The organism is Lacticaseibacillus thailandensis DSM 22698 = JCM 13996, assembly GCF_001436135.1.
GTDB classification, from domain to species: Bacteria; Bacillota; Bacilli; order Lactobacillales; family Lactobacillaceae; genus Lacticaseibacillus; species Lacticaseibacillus thailandensis.
This window is the reverse complement of sequence record NZ_AYZK01000023.1, coordinates 1-218: the sequence shown is the minus strand read 5'-3', so window position 1 is coordinate 218 and position 218 is coordinate 1. Positions and strand designations below refer to the sequence as shown.

General features: G+C 51.8%; 1 pseudogene. It reads right to left on the bottom strand.

The features are described from left to right. Positions 1-218, bottom strand: a pseudogene (locus tag FD19_RS09910) (LPXTG cell wall anchor domain-containing protein); the annotation flags it as partial.

Here is a 218-nt window from a genome sequence, read left to right as displayed (position 1 = left end):
TGGCACTCTTAGAAGCAGAGGCTGATTGCGACGGCGTCGCGGATGGGTTCTTACTGATGCTCTCACTCTGCGAACGACTTGCCGAACCAGATTCACTCTTATCCACTGACGTGGATTCAGAACTGCTCAACGAAGCACTCTTAGATTGACTCCGGTTAACCGATAGGCTGTCACTCTTTGACTGCAAAGCGCTGGTGGAACCACTCTTGACTGCCGAA